Origin of the sequence: Novosphingobium album (ex Hu et al. 2023) (assembly GCF_022832385.1) — a bacterium.
Lineage (GTDB): Bacteria > Pseudomonadota > Alphaproteobacteria > Sphingomonadales > Sphingomonadaceae > Novosphingobium > Novosphingobium album.
Genome location: NZ_JALHLE010000028.1, coordinates 59,672 through 77,784 on the forward strand (window position 1 = coordinate 59,672; position 18,113 = coordinate 77,784).

Below are 18,113 nucleotides of genomic sequence, written 5' to 3' on the forward strand. Positions count from 1 at the left end.
CGGTCAGACCTCGTAATTCATGATATTGAAGGCACGGTAGTATTTGTCGTCATGCAGCAAGCCGAACAATTCGAGCGAGGCCCCGGTCGCCAATGCATGGGTATATTTCCCCGGAAAGAACATGACCGTCGGGCGGTCCTTCGCCGTGCTTTGCAGGTTGTTGAGCACGTTGTGCGACCGCAGATAGGGGTAAACCTCGCCTATGCCGGACAGGAAGATCACGTCGTGCGAGATTTCTTCAATGCGCCGCGCAATCGCCGGAATGAGATGTTCCTGCGGGTCGAGAACGCCTTGCAACAGCTCCTTGAGTTCGGCCTTGTCCGTCTCGGCCTCGATCTCGAGGATTTGCGCAAAGATCCCCCGGTCTTCGAGGATCCTGAGTGAAAGGTCGTAGAGGTCGATATCGAGGACGCGCACACCGGCATGCCCCAGCCGGGCGATCAGATCTTCGCGATCCTCACGCAGGTTCAGCCCATCTTCGGCATCGAAAGCGCAGATGAAGAAGGGCACCTCGTTGCCCAAACCTTGCTTGTGCAAGAAGCGTTCACTGGAAATCACCTTGAACAGGTGCTCGGCACGGGCGCGCCGATCAGGTCTCGTACTCACAGTCACCCCCCATTTCCGGGAAAGATCCGCAAATCCGCCAGATTACTCTCCTCGATCAACCGCGTCATGCGCCCTGACAACCAGATCGGCTGAATTCTGCCCTCGACGCTCCTTACACCGGCTTCCCGTAAAATCCGGAACAGGACCTGTCGCAATTTCGCGGCGGTCGATGGTGACAGCGCCGCGAGGCTCGGATCATATTCCGCTTTGTCCGCGAGAAAACGGTCAAATACCTCATGGCCGAGATCGAGTCGCCAGGATTGGTAACGCTCATTGATCACCTCGACCGCGAATTCGTGAACAAAGCGGTAGGTCCGACAGATCGCCAGCCACATCACCGCCTGCTGCTCGGTGCGATCCGCCTCTGCCGACAGGTAATGGCGTTCGGCATCGGAGAGGTGGCCTATCCGGTCGTACACCTCACGCAGCGCGCGGGTTTGCGAAGCCAATTTGGGAAAGGAAGACGCACCTTGCGCCAGCAAACGCTCGCGAGCGCAAGCCCAGGTCTCACCGGGTCGGTAGGCATGGGCGATCGCCAGGCTCTCATTGAGCATCAGCCCGCCCACGCTGAATGACATCCGGTACTTTTGATGTTGTACGTGAGCGCCAGAATTCACAGCGCGAACTCCGCCTTTTCGAGGGCCGCACGTGTCTCATCCCGGTTGACCACCACGATATGCTGGCTGCGGGCAGGCAGCTGGGCGGCATCGCCCAGAAGGCCGAGGCGCTTCAGTACGTAAAACAGCATCGCATAGCGGACGGTCAGCACGGCCGAGCCGCCAGCCATCCCATAGTCCTTTGCGACCACCGCCTTCTGGCTTTCGGTGAGTTCGGGATGCGGACCGATCTCGATGCCGAAGCGCTCCTGCCAAAGCGCGTCCTGATCGGCCGGCGCGCCAGCCTCGCCGAGCTCGCCCACATCAAGGATGCGCGGCAGGAGGAAGTCCTTGAACTTGTTGGCGATGTGGCAGTAGCCGCGCACATGCCAGCGAAACCCGTCATAGCCGAAGGCGTGCGGTGTCATGCGGCGCCAGATCGGATCGGGCCGATCCTTGCTCATCGACTGGTAGTTGATATCGACTGATCGCACGTCTCGCACCGCGCCCAGTATCGTACGTAGCACCTCGGCGTCGATGTCGCGGCGCGGTGTCAGCGCGATATCTGTATCGGGCACCTGGGTGATCCAGCATTCGCCCAGTTCGATCAGCCCCTCGGCGACCGAGCGCAGGCGCGACAGATAGCCATAGGGATCGGGCTTCAGGAAAATCGGCTCGAATTCCGGGCCGGCCACATAGCGGCGGGCGCTCTTGTCATAGAGCGCATTGTGCGGTGCGCGCTCCTGATAGAGCGTCAAATCTTTCGACGCCTGCGGCACTGATACATCGAACGTGTCGATGATGTCCGAGCGGTTGACACCGCCCTCCCAGAACAACCGAAACTCGATGAACTCGAGGCGGCGCTCGACGCCCCATTTCAGCACTGGCCCCTCGCTGGTCATCTGGTTCGGTTCCTTCACGTCACAAGGGGATAAAAACTATATGGACATATCTGTAATGCCCGTATAGTTTTTATCCATGCAATGGAGTCGCGTCAAGCGGAACCGGCGAGACAGCAGGAGGAAGTTGGCAGTGAGCACCAATCCTAATCGGCGCACGATCGTCGCGCATGGCCGTTTGGCGATGCGCGAGTTGCGCCTCAATGCTGCCCGGCAGCGGCTTCACGGGTTGCAGATTTTCTCGTTCGAGCAGCTCGCGGTCCGACTGGCGGGCGGTTTCACGCGGCCTATCGACGACGAAAGCCTGCGCAGCGCGATTCAGGCAGTCGTGCCCGAGACGCCTTTGGGCGAGCTGGATGGCATCAAGCTCTTGCCGGGCATGATCGATGCCGCTGCTGATACGCTCCACAAGGTCTGGCGCTCGGGGATCGATTTGGCCGCGCGCGCGCATGAACATCCACGCCTCGAGTCGATTGCCCGCCTCGAAGCGGCCGTTCAGGATCGGCTGCCGCCTGGAATGATGCGGCCCGCCGATCTGGCATCCGCTGCGCTCAAGCGCTTGGCTCACGCTCCGGCGGTTCTCGGCTCCGTCGAAATCGTCGGCATCACCGAACTTTCGCCAAGCTGGCGTCCGCTTCTCGCGGCGCTTGCGGCGCATGTGCCTGTCGCATGGGTCGCCGGACCGCGTCCCGTCCCGGAGTGGCTCGCCGAGACCGATATCGAGGTGCGCCGCTCGGATGCGCGGACACCGGAACAGCACATGGTCAGCGCCGCCACCGGCTATCACGAAGCCGTTGAGGCGATCCGCTGGGCGCGCGCGCTCATGGTGACAGACGGCGTCGATCCCTCCGACATCGCCATCGCCGCCGCTTCGACTGCCGACTATGACGATCACTTCCTCGCCTTGCGTGCGGACGCCAACCTCGACCTTCATTTCGTCCATGGCATCAAAGTCACCACCACCCGCGAGGGGCAGGCTGCTGCAGCGCTTGCCGATATTCTGATCCGCGGGTTCTCACAAACTCGCATGCGCCGTCTTGCGGCGCTCTGCGGATCAGAGGCCGGCCCGTTCCAGTCATTGCCGCAAGGGTGGCTGCGCGTTCTGCCGGCCGACGCGCCGCTTGCCTCTCTCAGCGCCTGGGATCGGTTGCTCTCTCGTCTTACGGCTGCGGACTGGCCCGATGCGCAGGATCACACGGCGACCTTGCGCGCGATCGTCGATCTACTCGCGAAGGGGCATGCGGCAGCCGATGAGGTTGGTGCTGCCTTCCTGACCGGCCGTACGCTCGCGATCTGGCGCAAAGCACTTCTTGCTGGCCCATCGGTGTCGCTCGATACGACGCTCGAGAATCTGAAGCAGGATGACGGCCTTGAGGTCTGCGTGTCGCCGGCATGGATGCCCGCCAGCGCGCTTGCGGCATCGCCGCGCCGCCATGTGCGCCTCATCGGCCTCAATTCCTCGCGCTGGCCGCGCGGGATTTCCGAAGATCGCCTTATCTCCGACCATATCATCCCTACCGCCGAACTTGATCCGCTGCCGATTGGCGCTGCGGATCGGCGCGATTTCGAGACCATCCTGGCGACGACGGAGGTCGAGGTCACAATGTCGCGGGCGCGGCGAGACGGCGAAGGGCGCCTGCTCGGCCGGAGCGCGTTGCTCGGCCCGGTTACGGACGAAATCTACATCGGTCGTAACGCCGTGCCCTCTCATGCTTTCAGCGAGACCGACCGCCTGATGGCGCGGCCGGATGAGTTTGCCGGCGACATTCAAGCCGCCAGCGCGCTCACCACCTGGCGCAATTGGCACCGCAAGGACATTACGCCGCACGACGGGTTGGTTCGCGCGGACCATCCGCTGCTGCTCGATATCCTCGCGCAGGTCCAATCGGCCAGCTCGTTGAAGCTGCTCCTGCGTAGTCCACTGGGCTTCGTCTGGCGCTATGGCATGCGCCTGAAGCTGCCTGAAAGCGGCACCGACCCGCTGGTGCTTGATGCATTGGCGATGGGCGATCTCGTCCACATGACCCTCGACCTTGCCCTTCAGGATCTCGAAGCCAATGGTGGCCTCGCCATCGCAGACGATGCCAAGATCTCCGCTGCGATCGAAGTCGCCGCAGGAAGCGTCGCTGGTGTCTGGGAAAGCGAGCGGGCAGTCCCGCCACCGGTCATCTGGCGGCGCACGCTCGATGATGCCCGCGCTCTTGCAGAACGCGCGCTCACCTATCGGGGCGAGCACCTCGACGATGCTCGTTCCTACGGGGAGGTGGCCTTTGGCGGCGCCACGCCCAAGACCGGCGCCAGCAGCCCATGGGATGCGGCGACCCCAGTCGCGATCCCTGAAACCGGCTTTGCCATTAAAGGCTATATCGACCGGCTCGATCTTTCGGGTGATGGCACGCGCGCGCTCGTCCGGGACTATAAGACCGGCCGAGCGCCCAAGGACGATATCAGCATCGATGGTGGCCGCGAGTTGCAGCGCTGCCTCTATGCGTTCGCAGTGAAGGCCCTGCTGGGAGCGGACGTATCGATCAGCGCCTCGCTGCTGTATCCGCGTACCGAGACCGACCTTCAGCTCGCCGACCCCGAAGCGACGCTTGGCGAGCTTACCGGCTATCTCCAGTCCGCGAGCGCAAGCCTAAGCGCTGGCCATGCGCTGATCGGGCCGGACACCGGCGGGACATATGACGAACTCGCCTTCGCGCTGCCCGCCAATGCCGGCGCGACCTACTGCAAACGCAAAACACCCGCCGCCACCGATCTCCTCGGTGACGCTGCTCTGGTCTGGGAGGCCCAGTGATGACCGCCGCTCTGAATATCCTGCGCGACGACGCTGCGCGCCGTACTGCGATCAGCAGCCATGACCAGTCGCTCCTCGTGGAAGCGGGCGCCGGATCGGGCAAGACCGCCGTCATGGCAGGCCGGATCGCGGCCATGCTGGCGCAAGGCGCTCTGCCCAAATCGATCGCGGCGGTGACGTTCACCGAACTGGCCGCGAGCGAGCTTCTTGTGCGCGTCCGCGATTTCGTCAGCGAACTTGTTGCCGGAACGATCCCGACCGAACTCAAGATCGCTTTTCCCGATGGGCTCTCCGAACAGCACAAGGCGCATCTCGCAGAGGCTGCGGCACATATCGATGAGATCACCTGCTCGACCATTCACGGCTTTTGCCAGCGCTTGATCAAACCCTATCCAGTCGAGGCCGATATCGATCCCGGCGCGAGTGTCATGGATCGCAACCAGGCCGACCTCGCCTTCATCGAGATCGTCGATACGTGGCTGCGCGAACGGCTCTCCGGTGCAGAGGGCGGCCTTATCGCGGAGATGGTACTCTACAGCCCAAGTGAGACAGTTAGCCTCATCCACCGGATCGTCGATAATCTGCGCAAGCGGCGTACCGTTGCCGCCCCCGCCGCAGACCCGCTTGCTCCGCATCTCGCCGCGTTTCGAGCGGCGGCAGCGGCTTTCGCGGAGTTCATCCGCACCGCGCCGGCCATCGAGGAAGAGACGGTGGTCTTCGCCGAGCGCTTCGCGGAGATGGCGGATGGCCTTGAGGGCGGACCCGCCATCGATACGCCTGCCGGGCTCGTGCGGCTGCTGACCTTCCCGCCGCATCCCGACCTCTGCACCAAGGCGGGCACGTTCCTGGCCTTCAAGAAGAAGGGCAAATGGGTTGAGGCGGCCAAACGCGAAGGTCTCGCCAAAGCAGATGGCGAGCGGCTCAATCTCGCAGCGGAAGCGGCCTATTCGGCATGCGGTGCGGCATGGCAGACGCTCACCCAGAATGTCGCGAGCCGCGTTCTAGCCGACCTGATCGGCGAAGTGCGCCCCGTGCTCGATCATTTCCGCGACTATAAGCGGTCCGCCGCGCTGCTCGATTTCGACGACCTGATCTTCGCGGCGCGCGATCTCCTGCGCGATCATGACGAGGTCCGCCGCGCGCTCGCCGGCCGCTTCTCCAAAGTGCTGGTCGATGAGTTCCAGGACACCGATCCGCTCCAGACCGAAATCTTCTGGCGCCTGTGCGGTGAGCCTGCGGAGGCTGGAGATGCGAGTGATTGGGTCAGCTTCGTCATCCGCCCCGGTGCCCTTTTCCTGGTGGGCGATCCCAAGCAGGCGATCTACCGTTTTCGAGGCGCCGATGTGTCGGCCTATGTCCGTGCCCGCGATGCCTTTATCGCCCAGGACGAGGACAGCGTCCTGTCGATCTCGACCAACTTCCGGTCCTGCGCGCCGATTCTGACCTTCGTGAACGAACGGTTCGAGGGACCGCTCTCTAGCGACGGCCAACCCGGCTTCACGGCGCTCGACCCCTTCCATGCCGATCGCGGGGAAGCGCTATGTATTGCCGCACTTGATGTCGTGGTCGCAGGCGAGGACGGCAAAGCGTCGGCCGAGCAACAGCGCGATGGCGAGGCCGAAGCCGTCGCGCAAATGTGCGCCCGGCTCATCGGCAGCGAAATGATCCTCGATCGGCGCACTGGCGCGGGACGCTTGTGTCGCCCAGGCGACATCGCTTTGCTCGCGCCCACCGGCAGCGACCTGTGGCGCTATGAGGAAGCCCTGGAGCGCTATGGTATCCCGGTCGCGACGCAGGCCGGCAAAGGCCTGTTCCGCCGTCAGGAAGTTCAGGATCTGATCGCGCTCACCCGCGTCTTGGCCGATCGCCGCGATACCCTCGCGCTAGGCGCGCTGCTGCGTGGGCCGCTCGTCGGCCTGACCGAAGAGCAACTCCTCGACATCATCTGGGCGCTGCCGCGCGCTGAGGATGCACCCGACAAGCTTCCGCGTTTTGACCTCGGCGTCGATCCGGCCGACATCGCGCATCCGCTGGCTCGTGCGACGATCGAGAAACTCCAGACGCTCCAGCGTCAATGCAACAGCACTACGCCGCATGAGCTCCTGTCTCAGGCGATAGATGCGTTACGGGTACGGCCAATTCTGTTGGCGCGTCACCGCGGTCAGGCCGAGCGCGCGCTTGCCAATGTTGATCTCTATCTGAGCTTGACCTCGGCATTTGCGGTGCGGGGACTGCGCGCCTTTGCCGAGTCGATGACGGCGGCCTGGACCGACGAGACACGCGCCGTCGAAGGGCGGCCGGACGCGCAGGAAGAAGCAGTTGCGCTCTACACCATGCACGCCGCCAAAGGGCTCGAATGGCCGATCGTCATCCCCATCAACACGATGACTGGGATCAAGGCGCCAGATAGCGCCGTCACCGACCGCGACAGTGATACCTTCTATTGCCCGGTCTTCGGCGTGAAGCCGGCAGGCTATGAAGCGGTGCTCGACGCCGAAAAAGCGGAACTCGACCGCGAACGCATCCGTCTCTGGTATGTCGCGGCGACCCGTGCCCGCGAATTACTGGTGCTGCCGCGTCTTGATGCGGCGCAGTCCAAGTCCGCCTGGATTTCGCTGGTCGATCTATCGCTGGCCGAACTGCAGGCGCTCGATCTTTCGCATCTGCCCGAAGGGATGGGTGCGGCAGCGGCACAAGCGGTCAATATCCAGACCCGTGATAGCTTTGCCGCCGAAGCCGCAGCAATCATCGATAAGCGCCAGCGCCTCGTTTGGCTCGCACCGAGCCGCGATGAAAGCCACGCCGGCCCGGTACTGACGCCTGAAGCGGTGGAGATCTGGGCAGCGGGTAATGACGGCCAGCCCGGTAACGAAGGGCCGGCGCTGAGTGTTCAGGGTGGGCGTGAACGCGGGCTCATCCTCCATAAGCTGCTTGAAGAAGTGCTGACCGGCGAGACCGATCCCGGTGAGGCGGCGTTGGCCGATCGGGCTCGGGCACTGATCCTGGAAATCGGCCAGCCGGTGATGGACGATCCTGCGCAAGGCCTGAGCCCCGGCGAACTCGCTGGCTGCGTGGGGCGGGCCCTCAACCTGCCGGAAATCGCCGAGCTGCGGCCCAGTCTGGTGCCCGAACTGACCGTCTATGCGGCGGTTGATGTCGAAGGGATTGAGCAGGCGACGGTCGGCATTGCCGATGCGACCAGTTTCGACAGCGACGGCAAGCCTGCTGTCGTGATCGACTGGAAGAGCGATGTGCAGCCGACTGCGGCGACGATCGAGCACTATCGTGCGCAGGTTCGCGCCTATCTCGACATGACCGGCACCGAGCGCGGGCTAATCGTGCTGGCGACTTCTGGGCAGACGATCGAAGTTCAAGCCAATGCCTGAGGCCCACTGTCTTGAAATGGGCAGCGGCGTAATCAGCCGAGGCAATTAATAGCTCATCCTGAGATAGTTATGGTAGATTTTGAGCTGCCTACTTGCAAGTATGTGGGCTCATGGGGGGAACAGCTTTGAGCCTGAATCGCGACGAACATAACGGTGATATTGCACGAGAAGCATTGAGCATCTTTGATCGCGTAGCGGCCGGTGCCAGGGCTGAGCTCGCCCGCTTCAAGGGGCCATCGGCAGAGAGCCTCGCTCCGTTGAATACGCTCACGACTGGAAAAGCCGTCGCGAAGCTCAACGAGATCGGCCGAGAAATGCTCAATGGCCACGAAATCCTGTCACGCGAACCCGCTATTGCCAGGGTGATCGCCGCGGACGAGGCGGACAAGCACACCATCTTCTACATCTCGCGGTTCGCACCTTCCGGGCTACTTGATGCCGGGGTTCGGTTCGCCAGTTACAACGCGCCGGTCGGGCGACTGGCTTCGCTGCGCCCGGGGGGATACATTGATGTGCCGGGCGGCTCGCTTGAAGTCGTGGAGAGAACTCTATTTCACGCTGAGGCACTCCCCGATGGCTGGGATTCGCGGGACACCATATTTGAGGCGGATGGGCAGAAGACCCTCACCATCGCCTCATTGCTGCGTCTGCTTTCCGAGCGTGATGCCCCTGCAGATGCGCTGGATGAGATCGAGCGCATGCTGAAGGCCGCCGAGGTTGATGACAATGTCACTATCGGGCGCAAGCGGGGCATCATCGACAAGATGCAGCTGCGCGATCAAGCGGTGCTGGACGAGTATCAAGACGCCATCTTCCGTTTGTCGCTGGATTCGCAGCTCTTGATCCTCGGCCCACCAGGGACGGGCAAAACCACGACGCTCATTCGCCGTCTGGGGCAAAAGCTCGATCCACATGGCCTGAGCGAGGACGAGCAAAGCCTGGTCGATGCTTCCCCCTCATCGCTGCCCCACGGCCAGAGCTGGATCATGTTCACGCCGACTGATCTACTCGGGCAGTATCTGAAAGAGGCATTCAGCAGAAATAATGTGCCAGCGTCGGATCTGCGGATCAAAACGTGGATCGGGCATCGCAAGGAACTCGCGCGGAACCACCTTTCGATCTTGCGCACCGCTAACGGCGGCGGGCCGTTCGTTCTGAAGGATGCTGCGGCCACCATAACGGCAGATGCCGTAGAATCGCCGATCGATTGGTTTGAGCAATTTCAAGCCAAGCAGGACGGCGATTTCTGGTCAGGCCTCGAAAGCGCTTCTGCCATCCTGACGGCCGCCACGGACGCGGAAATCGCAAAACTGGGCGGGCGCCTCAGCACAGCCATTCAAAGCGCACGGACATCCACTCCGGCAAGCGGTATCTATGCCCTCGTCTCGCTAAGTGAAGACGTTCGCCGCATTCTCGGACGTGTTCGAGCTGATGTCGACAGCGTGCTCAAAGCAGCGCTTGCGCGCGCGCAGGCTGGCGCACGCGCTCAAGGCCTGAATTTTTTCGAGCAGCTGATCGCGTATCTCGACACCTTGGACAATCAGGCAGATCACGGCGACGATGATCTCGATGACGAAGAGGACGAAGAAGAAGACCGGTCGACGAACAAACCGGCCGCTGCCCAACGCGCTTACTATGCTGCCCTGCGGCTTCAGGCGCGCGCCAAGACACGTCGCCGTTCGACGAGCTCCCGAAGCGCTCTTGTTATCGACTGGATCGCAGATCGAGGCCTGACCGAAGCCGAGGCCAGCGGACTGGCCGAACGGTTGGGATGGCAGTTGTCCCTCAATCGCTTCAGCGCGCCTGTTCGGCACTATCTGAGCAAGATCCCCGCCCGATACAGGCAGTTCAGGAGAGGTGAGCGCGGAGAGCGCTGGTATCCCGATACGAACCCGGGCCGCGATCTGCACCCGCTGGAAGCTGATCTCGTGATTTTGGCGATGCTGCGCGCTGGCAATGCCTTGCTCGCGGATAACCGCGTGCGTCGGAACATTGAGCAGGCTGCCTATGAGCCACTGCGTGCTCTGCACGATATCCAGCGCAATCAAATTCTCGTGGACGAGGCCCCCGACTTTTCGCCTGTGCAGCTTGCTTGCATGCGCGCCTTGGCAGTCGAGCCGATCGGATCGTTCTTCGCCTGCGGCGATTTCAATCAACGCATCACGGAATGGGGCAGCCGAACCGAGGACAGTCTGAAATGGGTCGAACCCGGCCTGTCGATCGAACGGGTTTCGATCGCGTACAGGCAAAGCCGACAGTTACATGACTTGGCCAAGGCACTGGCTGATCCCGCTTCTGGATCGACCGCGGACGCCGGCTTGCCCGACGACGTCAATAATGATGCAGTTCCGCCAGTAATTGTTGCAGGCCTGCATGATTACGGCGACATCGCCCACTGGTTGGCAAAGCGGCTATCGGAGATCGAACGTTCCGTCTCCCCACGCACATTGCCGTCTATCGCGATACTTGTTCACGACGAGGCAGCCGTTCGGCCACTCACAGATGCGCTGAATGAGGTTATCGAGGAGCAGAATCTACATGCCGTCGCCTGTGTCGATGGCAAGATCATCGGCAGGGATGACGAGATCAGGGTCTTTGATGTTCGTCATATTAAGGGCCTGGAGTTTGAGGCTGTATTTTTCGTAGGCATTGACAGACTATCGTACGATGAACCAGATTTATTCGAAAGATACCTTTATGTCGGTGCAACGCGTGCCGCCACATATCTTGGACTGTGTTCAATCGATAACACCCCTTCGTCGATACGTAGATTAGAGCACCATTTTACAGATAATTGGCAGCAACGATAATTGCCAGTGAGGGCCTTCATAAATGGATAGTTTTACCATCCGCTGGGTGGAATCAATGCATACAGGTGACGATTTCTCCTTCATCAACCAGGCGCTCGAAGCAGGACTAGATGAAGGTCCTTTGATTTTGGCACCTCAAAAAACTCGACGGATGTCGCCCTCAGGAGTTCGGCAGGACTATCGGGCACTTGTATTTGTGAATCCTGACTGGCTTGCAGCACACCTTGCCGAGCATCAGGAAGAACTCAACCATGAGTTCTGGCTCGGAATCTGCGAAGACGTACCACGAGAAAGGCGCGAAACGGCAGAGGCGGCTCTGTGGCACTTTGCGAAGCTGCTTGATGACCTGTCCGGCAGGAATCGGAAGCGGGCTCGACCTGTGAAAGCGGCCCTCAGTAAAGAAAATTCACGACCTCTGACCTATGGTTCTGTCGCCGACCCGACGATTTCGAACTTTGAGGCGGTGCTTGAGCAAGTGGGGGACGGCTTCGATGCCGTCGCCTTGGCCCATGAGAGCCTCCCTGCCAGGATCCTAATCTCGCGAGCTTGACCAAAATTTTTAATTATACCCAATTGGGCTCAGCGTAGGACATCGCCCGTTCCCGCAAACCCGCCCAAATGCGCCGATGCCGAACAGTGGTTCACCCTCGGCGCTTCCCCTTCCAATGGAAACGGGAAGCGCGAAAAAGGCCCTAGGATCAGACCAGTTGGACGCGCAGACCTGGCACTGCTGGCGCTATCACCTGTATAAAATCTCTATCGCACGTGATGACCACATAGTTGCGCTCGAGCGCTTGTGCTGCGATCCAAAGATCGTTCTCATCGACCTGCAAAAGCTGTCCAGTAACGCGGTCGGTCCAAGCCTCGACCCAGCGCGCGACCCGACGGCGCACATCGATCCGGGCCAGGGCGATGCTGGATTTGACGGTCGCGAAGGCATCGGCGGTGTGCCGGGTCACTTCGGCCAGGGGATGGTTCTCGGTCCGGGCCAAACAGTCCTCGATATGGGTCAGCTCCTGGCCCGCGGCTCGCGCAAGCGCCAGCCCGAACCGAAGTTCGCCGACCGTAACCACCGACACCAATTGGGCAGCATCCGCCGGCAAGGCGGCGATCGCTAATCGCACCGCTTCGTGGTTCGATCGTCGCGCGTCGTAGAGGACCGACACGAGGTTCGTATCAAGCAGATAGGTGTCCATCCGCTATTGGACGTAGAGCCTGAGCCGCTCGACTTCGCGCTCGGGCGCCGGCGTGAAAACATCAAGGGCCCACGCGCCGACATTTTCGCGCAGCAAAGGCCCAATGTATTCGTGCAGCGGAACGTAGGCGGTGAAGTCTTCAGGAATCCACGCGGTGAAGGCATGATCAACCCGGCGAGCGTGCTCATGTCCTCGGAAGAACTCCAGCAAGCGGCGTTCGAGACGCGGCGGCAGATCGTAAGCCTTGAGTACGGCCGCATCCGCAGCAACGAGCAGACCGTTCAGCCAGGCGTCGGCGTTGGCAGGCTTGAGCGCGGCATTGCGGATCGACTGGTGGGCCGATCGATAACGACGCTGTGCTTCGAGAATGGAGCCCAGTCGGTCCACATTCGGAATAGGCAGGCGTTTCAGCAGCTCGTTAGTGAAGTGCTGGTTGGATGCGTGCTCGGTGAGGAACGCGTTCGTCAGCGGTCCATTGAGGATAGCTTCAAATGCTTCGGTCGGCACCTTCACGTCCGTGGACCAGATACCGAAGAAACCTTGCGAGGCGACAAGACCGGTCTCGTCGAATGCAGCAGCCATTCGCCACGGACCGCGCGAGAGCCGGGCGACATTGGTCAGGACTTTGGGTCTGTCCCAAGGCCGCGACGGCGGACCTGGGAACATAGCGGCTGCCGGATCCATGTTGAGATAGACAGTGTTGCGCAGCACGAACTGACACAGGGAGTCGGCCGGCCGTGCAACACCTGGCACGAAGCCGTCACGTGGCTCGGACGACACCCCCTCATCCTGTTGCCACCATTTGATGCCGCGATACACATCTGCGACCGATCCCAGCTTCGGGTATCGGCGCAGATAATCCCAGACCTCGTCGAGTTGGCCGATCCACAGGTCGCCCTTGGTCACTGCTCTGGTGAGCCGGCGCTCGGCAGTCACCTTGCCGGTCTCAAGAAACGCCATCCGATCCCGGTCCTCGACAACAGTCGAGACAAGCGCTGTCGTGTTAGCTTCGTCGACTCCACGAAGGTCGCTTGCAACAAGGACTGCCGCTTCGAGCCCCGCGCGCTGGAACACTCGATCAGGCAACGAAGTCAGCTCGACGCGGCGATAGAGCCCGGCGATCTTCTGGCGCAATTCGGCATATTGCTTCTGCCGCAGGAACCCCTGCGGCAGTACAAATCCGATCGCGGCAGGCTTGGCGGCGAGGACCGCGTGCAACACCGCCATGGGTTTTGAAAAGGACGCTGCGGCCGCCGCTGCGGGATAGGCAAGCCGCTCACCGGCGTCGAACTCTTCCCATGGCGGATTGCACAGGACGATCCGCTTATCCTTGACGGATTGGGCAAGCGCATCATCGACGAACAGGTCGCGCGGCTCGATCTTCCAGCCATTCGCGTTTGGATAGTCGGCTAGGATCAGCGAGAGCGTTGCGACCTCACAGGCGAAACTGTCGAGTTCTGCACCGCTGATCCGCTCGACGAGAAAGGCGTGGCGCTCCTCTTGCGTCAGCGTGTCCGGCAGGAGATCGCGCAGATGGCGAAGCGCTGCGACGAGGAACATGCCCGCGCCCGCGAAAGGCTCGTAGATCGTGATATCTTCCGGCTCGAAGCGGCTGAGATCGACCTGTCCAACGACATATTCCGCAACTTGGCGCGGCGTGCTGTGCGTGCCGAAGCGCTTGCGGGTATCGGCAGTCACCAACGTGTTCTCGTACACGAAGGCCAGACTGTCCGACGAGATGTTCCGGAAATTGATTGCGCCGCGAAGCGCTGTCCAGGCAGACGCGACGGCTGCGTGCGGAAGCACGTCGACCGCAGGTCGCGGCATCTGATCGAGGTGATAGTAGCTCTCGATACCGGCAAGCACCTGGTCCACCGATGCCACGGACCAGGTCGCCGCGTCGGGATGGCGGCGATCAATCAGAATCTTGGCTGCGAGCAACCTGAACGTCGTGCGAAATGCTGCTTCCTCGCCCTGGCGATCATCCACTCCAGCTAGGAGCTTTCCAATCACCTCACCAAGCAGCCGATCGAGCTTCGCTTCGATTTCGTGCTCGATCGCCGGCATCAGCCCGAGATCGACGAATTCGAGCTGATAGGCGGTCTGAGTCTGGCCGAGCGACTTGGCTCGGTGCAACGCGTGGGGGTTCCAATTGTCCGCATGACGCCGGAACAAGGCCTCGAGTTGGTCAAGCGGCACGCGCTCGGTGAGGCGGGGCGCACCTTCAGCGCCGACTCGCCACACGCCGACATCGTCCTGGCCGATCGAGAACAGGATCGGGGCGCCAAGCGCCCGCCGCCGCTCGACCAGGTTCGCATCGTGCGGGCCGGTAATGACGCCGAAGGCGGCGGAACGATAGGACTCCGGAACCTGCGTGAACGCTGCGAGCGCCACGCTCTGGTCGCCGCCGGCGTCAGACAAGACATCGGCAAAGCTATAGTCGTGGATCAGCGATTCCGGCCGATAGCCGATCGCACGTAGACCAGCTTCGATCTGGGCAAGCGCACTCACGCCATCCCCCCTTCGGCCGCGCGCACGAGCGCGCCGCCTTCTACCGCAACTTGCGGCTCACTGCGGCGCAGCCCAACCGCGGGAAAGAGTGGCAATTGCGCAATCGGTTCGGCGACGCCAAAACCGTGGGACAGCGCTTCAAGGTGCGCGTTCAATGCGAGCAGGATCACATCCTCGTCCGCAGCCGGAGCCTCGTGAGGCCCAAGCAGCGAACAGCGCTCAAGCCCAAATATGGCGAGGCGGTGCCCCCACAGCGCCGGGAAGGACCGACCACCAAGGAGATCGCGCGCCTGCGCAAACAAATCCCGGTGCACCTGAAGTTCGACGTGAAAACGCATGCGCAGAACCACCGCAAGACGCAGTAACAGCACCGTCTGCCAGCCAAATTGGGCCTGCTGGCCTTGGCGCGAAGCCGGAACGTCAGGGCTGATGAGCCCGCGCCGCACGGTCCACTCACGCAGCTGGTCACCCGATAGACCGGTCAGATTCAAAACATCGCGCGATCCGACGAGACGCACCCATTCCTCCAGATCGGGCATGATGCCCGAATCGAGATCGGGTATCATGCCCGATCTATTTGGTAAAGAGCGGACCCTGCGGCAGCCGGGGGAGCTGGCGATGCTCAGATGCGCCCATGCAGCGATTGAACGACGAACAGGCGCACCGGCACGGGTAACTCAGATGGTATGAGTCGATCGCCCCTTGCGCGAGATGCCGCGGGATAGCCGTGCGTGTCGAACCTCTGTTCGAACGCCATGACGATGTCGGCGACAACGGCGGATTGTAGCAGATCCAGTGTAGCGGATGGCGGATCGCTACGGTTGCATAGTTGCCTCCATGAGTTGTCCTGGAAATGGCACAGCCAAACTGAGAGCCACCTCGATGGAAGCCGAGAGCCAACGTTGTTCATTCTCCTCGAGCAGGACTACCGGCATCGCCTTAGGATGGATAGGCGCGATCAGGCTGTTTGGCTCCGTGGTCAGACACGCGAACACAGGCCCATTATCAGCCGGTCGCCAGATCCCGGCAAAACTGAAGATCGGCCGGGACGGCACGTCAAACCAGTACAGCGGCTTGCCCCCTGCCGGCCCCGGCCCGTATTCGCTGAAAGCGGTCACTGGAACCAGGCAGCGGTGCGCAGGATCGCTGAGCGCCGATCGCCAGAAACTCGACGCATAATTGCGCACGTTCGTCACCGCTTTCGTAGTGCCGCCCCGCGGGCCGGTCACGTCAAGCGGAAAGCCCCAGCGCATAATATCGAGCTGCAGCGCCCGGCCGCGCCGGCGGACGACCCATGCCGGTCTCTTCGGAAAGAGCTCGCCCCCTGGCAGCGTGACGTCCGCCATAGGTAGTGCCGCCCCATAACGTTCGGCCAGTTCCTTCTCCGAGGCGGACATTCGATACCGATTGCACATGCAACTTCCTTAGCCTGCCGCAGAGACGATTGGCAGATCCTTGATGCGCGTCGTCCATGCTGGAGACTTGAGGTCTGCACGAACCTTCCAGGGGCGTTTGAAACCTTGCGTACCGGGTACGATCGTCATCCGGCCAAAACGGCCGTTGATGCTGTCGACGGCTTCCATCAGCCGTCGGCGCCGCGCCCGGTCACCCGCGTCTTCGAACAGCGTAGGCGGCCGGTCGTCCTCAGCCACGAGCTGCTCAAGCATGATGCCCGCTTTTGTATAGGCGTACCCATCCCGGTAGCAATGTTCGACGAGGGCGCGCGCGGCGTTAATGAGCTCAAGGCTGTCCGCTGTCATTGGGTGGAGACCGGAACTGCGGTTTGCCGCGAACTGTGGACGTTCCGGCTTGAATCTGTTCGTGTGAAAAAAGACCGTGACCCTGCCTGCGACGAGCCTGTGGCTGCGCAACTTTTCGCCGGCACGCATGGCGAACTGCGCGATCGCCCCCATCAAATCTTCGCGATCGGTTATGGGCCGGCCAAACGATCGGGTCACGGCCATACCTCTGCGCGGCGGCGCTATCACTTCCACTGCATCGGCCTGAACGCCATTCAATTCCGCGACAAGGCGCTCTAGGACGACTGTTCCGAGCCCCCTCGCCTGCCGCATCGGCATATCCCGCAATTCACCGGCGGTACGTACACCAAGTTCGCCCAATTTACGGGCCGTCGATGCCCCAATCCCCCACACATCCGCGATGTCAAAACGCTCCATGACGTAGCGACGAATGCTTTCGTCGCGCAGGTCCGCGACACCATCGAAGAGGGGATTCTTTTTGGCGGCGGCGTTCGCGAGTTTGGCCAGGGTCTTGGTAGGGCCAATGCCGACACATGTCGGTATCGTCGTCCATTGGAGGATCCGGGCGCGCAGTTTCTGGCAGTGGTCGGTCAGATCGAGGTGCTCGAAACCTGATAAATCCAAGAAATTTTCGTCCACGGAGTATACTTCGATGTCCCTGGCGAACGGCTGCGTTGCGGCGAGCACGCGGCGTTGGACGTCGCCGTAGAGAGTGTAGTTGGAAGAGCGCACCAAAATGCCGTGCTCCCTGATCTTGTCAGCGATCAGGTGCAGCGGATCGCCCATCTTGATCCCGAGCGCTTTGGCTTCCGGCGACCTCGCTACCGTGCAACCGTCGTTGTTGCTTGCCACGATGGTCGGCCGGTCGCGCAGCGAAAGGTCCATGATTCGCTCGGCGCTCACATAAAAGCAATTGCAGTCGCATAGGGCGATGGGACCGCTCATTGATATTTGCGCGCCAGACCGACGACGACGCCCCAGACCTCGACAAATTCATCGACGATCGTGTGAGGGTAGCCCTCCCCTTCCGGAACCAGCCAAAGCCGCCCATCCATTCGCTTGAGGCGTTTGAGCGTGCGATCACCATGGACGACGGCCACCACGATATGCCCGGGCCGCGCTTGGACGGCCCGGCTAACGACGACGATGTCGCCGTCATTGATCCCCGCGCCCGCCATCGACCAGCCCTGGACCCGCATGAGGTAGGACGCGGCAGGCTTTTCGATCAGCCAGGCGGAGAGGTCGATGGGATCGTCTTCTTCTCCTTCGGCCGGGCTTGGAAAGCCTGCAGGGATAGGATCGAGCGCGACGTGTTGCCATCGAGGCAGGCATATCCAATCGAGATCGACGAGTGCGACAGACATGAGGTATGATTCCTTTCGGCCGAGCGTCATAGCCCAAAGGAGAACATCTTGTGAACATAGAGTCTGTGGAGGATGGTGCATGCGCTGGAACCGTCGACAGTTGCGCGCAGATTGTCGAGGCGTTCGCAGAGGGGGCAGACGCCGATGTCGCGGATTTGCTCTGCGAGGTCGCGAAGGCAATCCGGGAC

At 61.7% G+C, this 18,113-nt stretch carries 13 protein-coding genes; 4 read left to right on the forward strand and 9 right to left on the reverse strand.

All coding sequences use genetic code 11. The features are described 5' to 3' along the window. Positions 1–3: 3 nt before the first annotated feature. From MTR64_RS16295 to MTR64_RS16305, 3 genes are read right to left on the reverse strand one after another with little or no spacing between them, the layout of a single operon-like run. Positions 4–606, reverse strand: coding sequence for a DUF1788 domain-containing protein (locus MTR64_RS16295; RefSeq protein ID WP_243995501.1), 603 nt, complete (start codon positions 604–606; stop codon positions 4–6). A 2-nt stretch (positions 607–608) separates the two neighbouring features. Continuing rightward, a complete protein-coding gene (locus MTR64_RS16300; RefSeq protein ID WP_243995503.1) occupies positions 609–1,223 on the reverse strand; it encodes a DUF1819 family protein in 615 nt (204 codons plus the stop codon). Next, on the reverse strand, positions 1,220–2,104 hold the full coding sequence (locus MTR64_RS16305; protein WP_243995582.1) for a WYL domain-containing protein: 885 nt from the start codon (positions 2,102–2,104) through the stop codon (positions 1,220–1,222). The genes MTR64_RS16300 and MTR64_RS16305 overlap by 4 nt, the downstream gene beginning before the upstream one ends. A 130-nt stretch (positions 2,105–2,234) precedes the next feature. Here MTR64_RS16305 and MTR64_RS16310 point away from each other — a divergent pair, with 130 nt between their 5' ends. From MTR64_RS16310 to MTR64_RS16325, 4 genes are all read left to right on the forward strand, one after another. After that, the gene (locus MTR64_RS16310) at positions 2,235–4,898 is read left to right on the forward strand and encodes a PD-(D/E)XK nuclease family protein (RefSeq protein WP_243995505.1); all 2,664 of its coding nucleotides are present in this window, start codon (positions 2,235–2,237) and stop codon (positions 4,896–4,898) included. After that, the gene (locus MTR64_RS16315; RefSeq protein ID WP_243995508.1) at positions 4,898–8,284 is read left to right on the forward strand and encodes a UvrD-helicase domain-containing protein; all 3,387 of its coding nucleotides are present in this window, start codon (positions 4,898–4,900) and stop codon (positions 8,282–8,284) included. The genes MTR64_RS16310 and MTR64_RS16315 overlap by 1 nt, the downstream gene beginning before the upstream one ends. A 125-nt stretch (positions 8,285–8,409) precedes the next feature. Continuing rightward, positions 8,410–11,094 (forward strand): ATP-binding domain-containing protein, encoded by a 2,685-nt coding sequence (locus MTR64_RS16320; RefSeq protein WP_168176468.1) that lies wholly within the window; start codon positions 8,410–8,412, stop codon positions 11,092–11,094. Between the two features lie 22 nt (positions 11,095–11,116). Further along, complete coding sequence (locus MTR64_RS16325) at positions 11,117–11,644, forward strand: hypothetical protein (protein ID WP_141521677.1); 528 nt, start codon at positions 11,117–11,119, stop codon at positions 11,642–11,644. 148 nt (positions 11,645–11,792) lie between these two features. Here the strand turns inward: MTR64_RS16325 and MTR64_RS16330 are convergent, their stop codons facing one another. The 6 genes from MTR64_RS16330 to MTR64_RS16355 all read right to left on the reverse strand — a co-directional run bounded on the left by MTR64_RS16330 (position 11,793) and on the right by MTR64_RS16355 (position 17,925). Further along, positions 11,793–12,290, reverse strand: a complete 498-nt coding sequence (locus MTR64_RS16330) for a PIN domain-containing protein (protein ID WP_098108968.1) — start codon at positions 12,288–12,290, stop codon at positions 11,793–11,795. 3 nt (positions 12,291–12,293) lie between these two features. Beyond that, positions 12,294–14,801, reverse strand: a complete 2,508-nt coding sequence (locus tag MTR64_RS16335) for an N-6 DNA methylase (RefSeq protein WP_098108967.1) — start codon at positions 14,799–14,801, stop codon at positions 12,294–12,296. Continuing rightward, on the reverse strand, positions 14,798–15,367 hold the full coding sequence (locus tag MTR64_RS16340) for a hypothetical protein (RefSeq protein WP_240530315.1): 570 nt from the start codon (positions 15,365–15,367) through the stop codon (positions 14,798–14,800). Before MTR64_RS16340 ends, MTR64_RS16335 begins: the two co-directional genes overlap by 4 nt. Positions 15,368–15,616: 249 nt before the next feature. Beyond that, complete coding sequence (locus tag MTR64_RS16345; protein ID WP_098108966.1) at positions 15,617–16,216, reverse strand: SOS response-associated peptidase; 600 nt, start codon at positions 16,214–16,216, stop codon at positions 15,617–15,619. A 9-nt stretch (positions 16,217–16,225) separates the two neighbouring features. Then, on the reverse strand, positions 16,226–17,506 hold the full coding sequence (locus tag MTR64_RS16350; RefSeq protein WP_098108965.1) for a Y-family DNA polymerase: 1,281 nt from the start codon (positions 17,504–17,506) through the stop codon (positions 16,226–16,228). Next, complete coding sequence (locus MTR64_RS16355) at positions 17,503–17,925, reverse strand: LexA family protein (RefSeq protein ID WP_243995512.1); 423 nt, start codon at positions 17,923–17,925, stop codon at positions 17,503–17,505. The genes MTR64_RS16350 and MTR64_RS16355 overlap by 4 nt, the downstream gene beginning before the upstream one ends. Between the last annotated feature and the right edge of the window lie 188 nt (positions 17,926–18,113).